Genomic DNA, 7,993 nt, shown 5'->3' with positions numbered 1-7,993 from the left:
CCGCGCGCTTCGGCGGTGCCGGCGGCGACGGCGGGGGCCTCGCGGGGCAGATGGGCGATGGCGGGAGCGGCGACTCGCGCTATCGCGGGGCGCAGGGGCTCGATCCGCAATTCATCGCGCAGCTCGAAGCGCAATTCGGTTTCGATCGGCCCGCCCATGAGCGGTTCGCGCTGATGATCTGGAATTTCTCGCGATTCGAATTCGGCGAGAGCTATTTCCGCGATATTTCGGTGATCGATCTGATCAAGGAGAAGCTCCCGGTCTCGATCTCGCTCGGCCTGTGGATGACGATCATTTCCTATGCGATCTCCATCCCTCTGGGGGTCAAGAAGGCCGTGCGTGACGGCACGCCCTTCGACTGGTGGACCTCCGCGATCGTCATCGTCGGCTATGCCATCCCGGGCTTTCTCTTCGCGATCCTCCTGATCGTGCTCTTCGCCGGCGGCTCGTTCTGGCAGATATTCCCGCTGCGCGGCCTCTGGTCGGAGCAATATGCAGACATGCCTTTCTGGGCCTGGGTCACGAGCCCCGCCGCGATCCTTGACTATTTCTGGCACCTCGCCCTGCCCATCACCGCCATGGCCATCGGTGCTTTTGCCACGACGACATTGCTCACCAAGAACTCCTTCCTCGACGAGATCCGCAAGCAATACGTCATGACGGCGCGCATGAAGGGACTCTCAGAGCGCCAGGTGCTCTATGGGCACGTCTTCCGCAACGCCATGCTGATCGTGGTAGCCGGCTTTCCCGGCGCCTTCATCAGCGCGTTTTTCACAGGCGCGCTCCTGATTGAAACGATCTTCTCCCTGGACGGGCTGGGGCTGCTTTCGTTCGAATCCATCGTCAACCGCGATTACCCGGTCGTCTTCGCCACCCTCTTCATCTTCTCCCTGCTCGGCCTCGTCGTGAACCTGATCTCCGATCTCACCTATGTCTGGATCGATCCACGCATCGATTTCGAGACAAGGGAGGTATGAAATGACCATGCTCACCCTCCATGACGGGCGCACTTTCCCTCCCCTCAGGGGAGGGATCAAGGGTGGGGTGAACCGGCGCCCAGAATCGTCAAGGCTGAACCCGGCATTCGATGGTGGCCGCCCATGAATGCGCCGGTAACCGAACCACTCGCACCACCGCAGGCGCAGAGAGGCTGGCTCAATCTCTCGCCGATCAACCGGCGGCGGCTGGATAATTTCAAGGCGAACAAGCGCGGCTACTGGTCGTTCTGGATCTTCATGGTGCTGTTCGTGCTCGCCATGTTCGCCGAATTCATCGCAAATGACCGACCGATCATGGTGTCGTTCAAGGGCGAGATCCTGTTCCCGATTTTTCAGGATTATGCGGAAGACAAGTTCATTGATGACGGCTTTCTGCCGCTAACGGATTATCGGGAACCACTGATTGCGGATGCGATCGACGAGAACGGCTGGGCGATCTGGCCACCAATCCGCTTCCATTACACCACCCACAATCTCTCGCTTCCCGTGCCGGCCCCCTCCCCGCCGACCTGGATGCTCGACGATGCGCAATGCGAACCTGTCGCGATGCTCGATGGCGGCAGCACCTGCAACGACATCGAATGGAACTGGCTCGGCACGGATGATCAGAGCCGCGACGTTCTCGCGCGGTTGATCTACGGGTTTCGCATCTCGGTACTTTTCGGCCTGATCCTCGCTGGTGTCTCGTCGGTGATCGGCGTCTTCGCCGGGGCGGTGCAGGGCTATTTCGGCGGCTGGACGGATCTGATCTTCCAGCGTTTCATCGAGATCTGGACGGCGATTCCGGCGCTCTATCTGCTGATCATCATCGCCTCGATCATCACACCGACATTCTGGGTGCTGTTGGGAATCCTTCTGCTTTTCAGCTGGGTGGCGCTGGTGGGCGTCGTTCGCGCGGAATTCCTGCGCGCACGCAATTTCGAATATGTCCGCGCCGCCCGTGCGCTCGGGCAGTCGGACGGCAAGATCATGATCAAGCATGTCCTGCCCAATGCCATGGTCGCGACGCTGACTTTCCTGCCCTTCATCCTCAACGGCTCGATCACGACGCTGACCTCACTGGACTTTCTCGGCTTTGGCCTGCCCCCTGGCTCGGCCTCGCTCGGGGAGTTGCTGGCGCAGGGCAAGGCCAATCTGCAGGCGCCCTGGCTCGGCCTGACCGGGTTCTTCATCATCGCGCTGATGCTCAGCCTTCTGATCTTCATCGGCGAGGCCGTCCGCGACGCCTTCGACCCCCGAAAGACCTTCTCGTGATGGCGATCATGATTTACCCCGCGCTCCCGACGCGCGTTTGTCGCGACCTTCACGAAGCCTGCGTCCGTTCGATACTCAACCAACCGACGAAGGAGCGGGTATGAGCTCGCCGATCCTGTCCGTGCGTGATCTCTCCGTCGCCTTCCGCCAGGGCGAGGATTCGGTGCTGGCGGTCGACAGGGTGTCGTTCGATGTCAAGCCGGGTGAAACCGTCGCGCTGGTGGGGGAATCCGGCTCGGGCAAATCGGTCACGGCGCTTTCGGTGGTGAAGCTCCTGAACTACCCAACCGCGTCGCATCCCACCGGGCAGATCCTGTTCAAGGGCAAGGATCTGCTGCCCGCCAGCGAAGCGGAGATGATGCAGGTGCGCGGCGCCGACATCACCATGGTCTTCCAGGAGCCGATGACCTCCCTGAACCCGCTGCACACGATCTCGCGCCAGATCGGCGAAATCCTGCGGATGCACCGGCGGCTGAGCGAAAAGGAAGCACGCACGCGCACCCTCGAACTGCTCGAACTGGTCGGCATTCGCGATGCCGGCCAGCGGCTCGACGCTTATCCGCACCAGATGTCCGGCGGCCAACGCCAGCGCGTGATGATCGCCATGGCACTCGCCAACGAGCCGGATCTGCTCATTGCCGACGAGCCGACCACGGCGCTCGACGTGACCGTGCAGGCGCAGATCCTCGCACTGCTGGCCGATCTGAAGAAGCGGCTGGGCATGGCGATGCTGTTCATCACGCATGATCTGGGCATCGTGCGCAGCATTGCCGACAAGGTCTGCGTGATGACCAATGGCCAGATCGTCGAGGCCGGCACCGTGCAGCAGGTCTTCGGCAATCCGCAGCACGATTATACCCGGCGCCTGCTCGCGGCAGAGCCGAAAGGCCGCCCGCATCCGGTGCCCGCAGGCGCGCCGGTAGTCGTCGAGGCCGGCCCGATCAAGGTCTGGTTCCCGATCAGAAAAGGCTTCTTTGGTCGCACCGTCGACCATGTGAAGGCGGTCGACGAGGTCAGCGTCAGCGTGCGCCAGGGCGAGACGGTCGGCGTCGTGGGCGAATCCGGATCAGGCAAGACGACCCTGGGCCTCGCCATCCTGCGCCTGATCTCGTCACAGGGCCCGGTGGCCTTCCTCGGCAACCGGATCGACGGACTGAAATCGAAGCAGATCAGGCCCCTGCGGAAGAACATGCAAGTGGTCTTTCAAGATCCCTACGGCTCGCTCTCGCCGCGCATGTCGGTGACGCAGATTGTGGAGGAAGGCCTGCTCGTGCTCGATCACGGGCTCTCGGCCAATGAGCGGCGTGAGGCCGTGGCACGAGCCTTGATCGATGTCGGGCTCGACCCCTCCGCCATGGACCGCTATCCGCATGAATTCTCCGGCGGCCAGCGCCAGCGCATCGCGATCGCGCGCGCCATGGCACTGGAGCCGCAATTCGTGCTCCTGGACGAGCCGACCTCGGCGCTCGACATGTCCGTGCAGGCCCAGATCGTGGAGCTCTTGCGCGAACTGCAAGAGAAGCGCAAACTCGCCTACATGTTCATCAGCCATGATCTCAAGGTGGTGCGCGCACTCGCCAACCACGTCATCGTGATGCAGAACGGGCGCGTCGTGGAACAAGGCGACGCGGACCGTGTCTTCGACGCGCCTGAAAGCCCCTATACCCGCGCCCTGTTCGCCGCAGCCTTTGATCTCGAAGCGGCGGGTGCCGGTATCGTTTCCGATTGATCGGGCCATGGCCGTTGCTCACAAACGCGCTCTCCTGATCGTTCTCGACTCGGTGGGGATCGGCGGCGCGCCGGATGCGGCGGCTTATGGCGACAAAGGCGCAAACACGTTGGGCCATATCGCGCAAGGCTGCGCCAGCGGTGCGGGTGATCGGCCCGGGCTGCGCTCCGGCCCGCTGCAACTGCCCAATCTGGCGCGTCTGGGCCTCGGCCATGCCATGCGCGCGGCCAGCGGCGAGACGTATCCGGATCTGATGCGCGATGGCGCGCCCGCCGGGCTCTGGGGCCACGCGGTCGAGACATCGCGCGGCAAGGATTCTCCCTCGGGGCATTGGGAAATCGCCGGTTGCCCGGTCGATTTCGACTGGGGCTATTTTCCCGACACGCAGCCGACATTCCCGAAATGGCTGACGGATGCCCTGATCAGCGAGGCTCGTCTGCCCGGCATTCTGGGCAATCGCCACTCACCCGGCACCGCCATCGTCGAGCAATGGGGGCCTGAGCATCTGCGTACCGGCAAGCCGATCTGCTACACTTCCGTCGACAGCGTGTTGCAGATCGCGGCGCATGAAGAGCAATTCGGTCTCGAGCAGCTCTACGAGACCTGCCGCATCGCGCGGCGCCTGTGCGATCCGTTGAAGATCGGGCGGATTATCGCCCGCCCCTTCAAGGGCGACGCGCGCTCCGGCTTCAGCCGCACCGCCAACCGCAAGGATTTCGCCATCCCGCCGCCGGAGGGCACGATCTTCGACAGGCTTCACGATGCGGGGCGGGCCGTCATCAGCGTCGGCAAGATCGGCGATATCTTCGCCCATCGCCATACCGGCGAGGAGGTCAAGCCGTCGGGCGACGATGCCTGCCTGAGCGCCGCCATCGCCGCACTCGACCGCCTGCCGCCGGGCGGACTGATCTTCACCAATCTCGTTGATTTCGATTCCGATTACGGCCACCGCCGCGACCTGCCTGGCTATGCCGCCGCGCTTGAGGCTCTGGACCGCCGGGTTCCGGAAATCGAGGCGGCGCTCGCGCCGGGCGATCTGTGCATCCTCACCGCCGATCACGGCAACGACCCGACCTGGCGCGGCACCGATCACACGCGTGAGCAGGTGCCGATCATCGGCTTGGGCCCCGGTCTGGCCGGCGCAACGGTCGGGCGGCGGGAGAGCTTTGCCGATATCGGTGCGAGCCTCGCCGATTGGCTCGGTGTCGCCCCGCCGCGCCATGGTCGCCCCTTCACGATCATCGCATGAACCGACAACGCCCCGGGTGATGCCGGGGCACTCGTCATGCGCGAGGCGGATTGACGCTCAATCCTTGGCGCGATCAGTCCTTGGCGTGCTCAGTCCTTGGCGCGCTCGACGTAGGACGCGTCTTCCGTCATCACCACGATGCGCGTGCCTGTGGCGATATGCGGCGGTACCATGGTGCGAACGCCGTTATTGAGCATGGCGGGCTTGTAGGAGGACGACGCCGTCTGGCCCTTCACGGTCGGCTCGGTCTCGACGACTTCGAGGGTGACGCGCTGGGGCAGTTCGATGGCGATGGGCAGGCCGTTATGCAGCTTCAGGCTCACCGTCATGCCTTCCTGAAGGAAGGCGGCCTGATCGCCGATATCCTCGCGGGTCATGGCGACCTGCTCATAGCTGTCCGGGTTCATGAAGTGGAACCCTTCGCCATCATCGTAGAGGAAGGTATGATTGCGATCCTCAACGACGGCCTTCTCGACCTGCTCGGTGGTGCGATAGCGCTCGGAGATCTTGGTGCCGTCGGAAATCCGGCGCAGATCGAGCTGGGTGACGGGCGTGCCCTTGCCCGGATGGATGTTCTGCGCCGTGAGAACGACATAGAGCTTGTCGTTGATGTCAACGACGTTACCCTTGCGCAGCGCGCTTGCCAGAACCTTTGCCATTTTCAATCCCGTTCCTGATCAACCGCTCGCGCGGTCTTGAACCTTGCTTCGCGTGGGCTTAACCCGATAACGCTTCCGGGTCCAGACCGGGATACGCATTCACGCGCAATCGCGGCGCAACAGACGGGATCGATCGGCGATGACGCAATGGTGGCGACCGGAAGTTCACGCGGATCGACGCCCCGCGCTCATGGCGCGCAACCGCATCAGGAGCGGATTGCGGGCCTGGTTCGAGGCGCGCGACTTCATCGAGACGGAGCCCGCCATCCTCCAGGTCTCCCCCGGCAACGAAGCGCATCTGCATGGCTTCGCAACGCGCATTATCGGCCATGACGGCGTGGCGCAGCGCATGTATCTGCACACTTCGCCGGAATTCGCCTGCAAGAAGCTGCTCGCCGCCGGCGAGACGGCACTCTTCGCCTTCGCCCCGGTCTTCCGCAACCGCGAACGCGGGCCGCTGCATCATCCGGAATTCGTGATGCTGGAATGGTACCGCGCGCATGCGCCCTATGACGCCATCATCGCCGATTGCGCCGCACTGATCGCGCGCGCGTCCGAGATCACGGGGGCAACGCGTTTTCGCCATCGCGGCGTGGAAGCCGATCCGTTCGCGCCGTTCGAGCGCATTGCGGTGGCGCAGGCCTTTGCCGATCATGCCGGCATTGATCTCCTCGCCAGCCTGCGCGACGATGGCGGCACCGACCGCGCGGCGCTTGCGAGATCAGCGCGCGAGGTCGGGATACGGGTCGCGGAGGACGATACCTGGGCAGATATCTTCAGCCGTGTTCTCGTCGAGCGCATCGAACCGCAGCTCGGGCGCGGGCGTCTTACCGTGCTCGATCGCTATCCCGTGGCGGAAGCCGCACTGGCGCGGCCCTGTCCGGATGATCCGCGTCTGGCCGAGCGTTTCGAGATCTATGCCTGCGGCGTCGAACTCGCCAACGGTTTCGGTGAGCTCACTGATCCGGAGGCCCAGCGCGAACGCTTTGAGGCGGAGATGGACGAGAAACAGCGTGTCTATGGTGAGCGTTATCCGATCGATGCGGATTTTCTCGAAGCGCTTGCCTTGATGCCGCCGGCAAGCGGCGTCGCGCTCGGTTTCGACCGCCTCGTCATGCTGGCCACCGGCGCCCAGCGCATCGACCAGGTGATCTGGACCCCCGTTTCCGAGGCCGGAGGAGAAAGCTGATGGCGCAACGCACCCTGCGCGATCCCGAGGCGCTCATCAAGGCCGGCCTCGCCCCGGAAGCCGCGCGCACGGATATCGAGGTCGTCAATGACCGCTACGCCATCGCAGTCACCCCGGAAATGGTGGCACAGATCGACGCGAGCGATCCGCATGACCCGATCGCCGCGCAGTTCATCCCCGATGCGCGTGAATTGCGCACGCTGCCCGAGGAACTCAGCGATCCGATCGGCGATGATGCTCACAGCCCGGTGCCCGGCATCGTGCATCGTTATCCTGATCGCGCGCTGCTCAAGGTGGTGCAGGTCTGTCCGGTCTATTGCCGCTTCTGCTTCCGCCGCGAGAGTGTCGGGCCGCAGCATGGCGGGACGCTGCCGCGCGCGGAACTCGATCAGGCGATCGCCTATCTGCGCGATCACCCCGAGATCTGGGAGGTGATTCTCACCGGCGGCGACCCAATGATCCTCTCTCCGGCCCGCATGCGCCATGTCATGGAAAGGCTGGCCGAAATCGAGCATATCCGCATCATCCGCCTGCATACACGCGTTCCCGTGGTAACGCCGGCGCATGTCGACGCGGCGCTGATCGCGGCCTTGAAGAGCGCCGACAAGACGATCTATGTCGCGCTGCATGCCAATCATCCACGGGAATTCACACCGAACGCCCGGGCGGCGATCGCGCGCCTGATCGATGCGGGAATTCCCATGCTGTCGCAGAGCGTGCTCCTGCGCGGGATCAACAACGATCTGGACACGCTGACGGCGCTGATGCGCAGCTTCGTCGAAATGCGCATCAAGCCCTACCACCTCAATCACGGCGATCTGGCACCGGGTACGGCGCATTTCCGGACGACGATCGCCGAGGGGCGCGCGCTGGTCGGTGCGTTACGGGGGCGGTTATCGGGCTTGTGCCAGTTCT

General features: G+C 63.9%; 7 protein-coding genes. 6 read left to right on the top strand and 1 reads right to left on the bottom strand.

Going from position 1 to position 7,993, the window contains the following annotated elements; genetic code table 11:
• From VKP01_RS10030 to VKP01_RS10015, 4 genes are all read left to right on the top strand, one after another.
• The coding region (locus VKP01_RS10030; RefSeq protein WP_324412003.1) for a microcin C ABC transporter permease YejB at positions 1 to 977 on the top strand (977 nt) is incomplete at its 5' end.
• A gap of 123 nt (positions 978 to 1,100) precedes the next feature.
• Positions 1,101 to 2,252 carry an ABC transporter permease gene (locus tag VKP01_RS10025; protein WP_324412002.1) on the top strand — a complete coding sequence of 384 codons (1,152 nt, stop codon included), beginning with the start codon at positions 1,101 to 1,103 and terminating at the stop codon, positions 2,250 to 2,252.
• Positions 2,253 to 2,352: 100 nt separating this feature from the next.
• Positions 2,353 to 3,981, top strand: coding sequence for an ABC transporter ATP-binding protein (locus VKP01_RS10020; RefSeq protein WP_324412001.1), 1,629 nt, complete (start codon positions 2,353 to 2,355; stop codon positions 3,979 to 3,981).
• A 7-nt stretch (positions 3,982 to 3,988) separates the two neighbouring features.
• Positions 3,989 to 5,230: a phosphopentomutase gene (locus tag VKP01_RS10015; protein ID WP_324412000.1), complete on the top strand. Its 1,242-nt coding sequence runs from the start codon at positions 3,989 to 3,991 to the stop codon at positions 5,228 to 5,230.
• 89 nt (positions 5,231 to 5,319) lie between these two features.
• Here the strand turns inward: VKP01_RS10015 and efp are convergent, their stop codons facing one another.
• A complete protein-coding gene (gene efp, locus VKP01_RS10010) occupies positions 5,320 to 5,889 on the bottom strand; it encodes an elongation factor P (protein ID WP_324411999.1) in 570 nt (189 codons plus the stop codon).
• Positions 5,890 to 6,028: 139 nt separating this feature from the next.
• On the opposite strand from efp, the gene epmA reads away from it, so the two are divergent.
• Together epmA and VKP01_RS10000 are read left to right on the top strand one after the other, a co-directional pair.
• Complete coding sequence (gene epmA / locus VKP01_RS10005; protein WP_324411998.1) at positions 6,029 to 7,078, top strand: EF-P lysine aminoacylase EpmA; 1,050 nt, start codon at positions 6,029 to 6,031, stop codon at positions 7,076 to 7,078.
• Positions 7,075 to 7,993, top strand: a 919-nt coding sequence (locus VKP01_RS10000; protein WP_324412004.1) for a lysine-2,3-aminomutase-like protein, incomplete at its 3' end; no start/stop codon positions are given. The genes epmA and VKP01_RS10000, both read left to right, overlap by 4 nt.

The organism is Saliniramus sp. (genome assembly GCF_035311605.1).
Lineage (GTDB): Bacteria > Pseudomonadota > Alphaproteobacteria > Rhizobiales > Beijerinckiaceae > Saliniramus.
Note: the sequence above shows the minus strand (reverse complement) of the source record. Positions and strands in the feature narration are given on the sequence as shown.

Excerpts from the sequence above, each read along its gene's own strand:
- VKP01_RS10025 (WP_324412002.1), top strand. The coding sequence starts at position 1,101 with ATGAATGCGCCGGTAACCGAACCACTCGCACCACCGCAGGCGCAGAGA.
- VKP01_RS10020 (WP_324412001.1), top strand. The coding sequence starts at position 2,353 with ATGAGCTCGCCGATCCTGTCCGTGCGTGATCTCTCCGTCGCCTTCCGC.
- VKP01_RS10015 (WP_324412000.1), top strand. The coding sequence starts at position 3,989 with ATGGCCGTTGCTCACAAACGCGCTCTCCTGATCGTTCTCGACTCGGTG.
- efp (WP_324411999.1), bottom strand. The coding sequence starts at position 5,889 with ATGGCAAAGGTTCTGGCAAGCGCGCTGCGCAAGGGTAACGTCGTTGAC.
- epmA (WP_324411998.1), top strand. The coding sequence starts at position 6,029 with ATGACGCAATGGTGGCGACCGGAAGTTCACGCGGATCGACGCCCCGCG.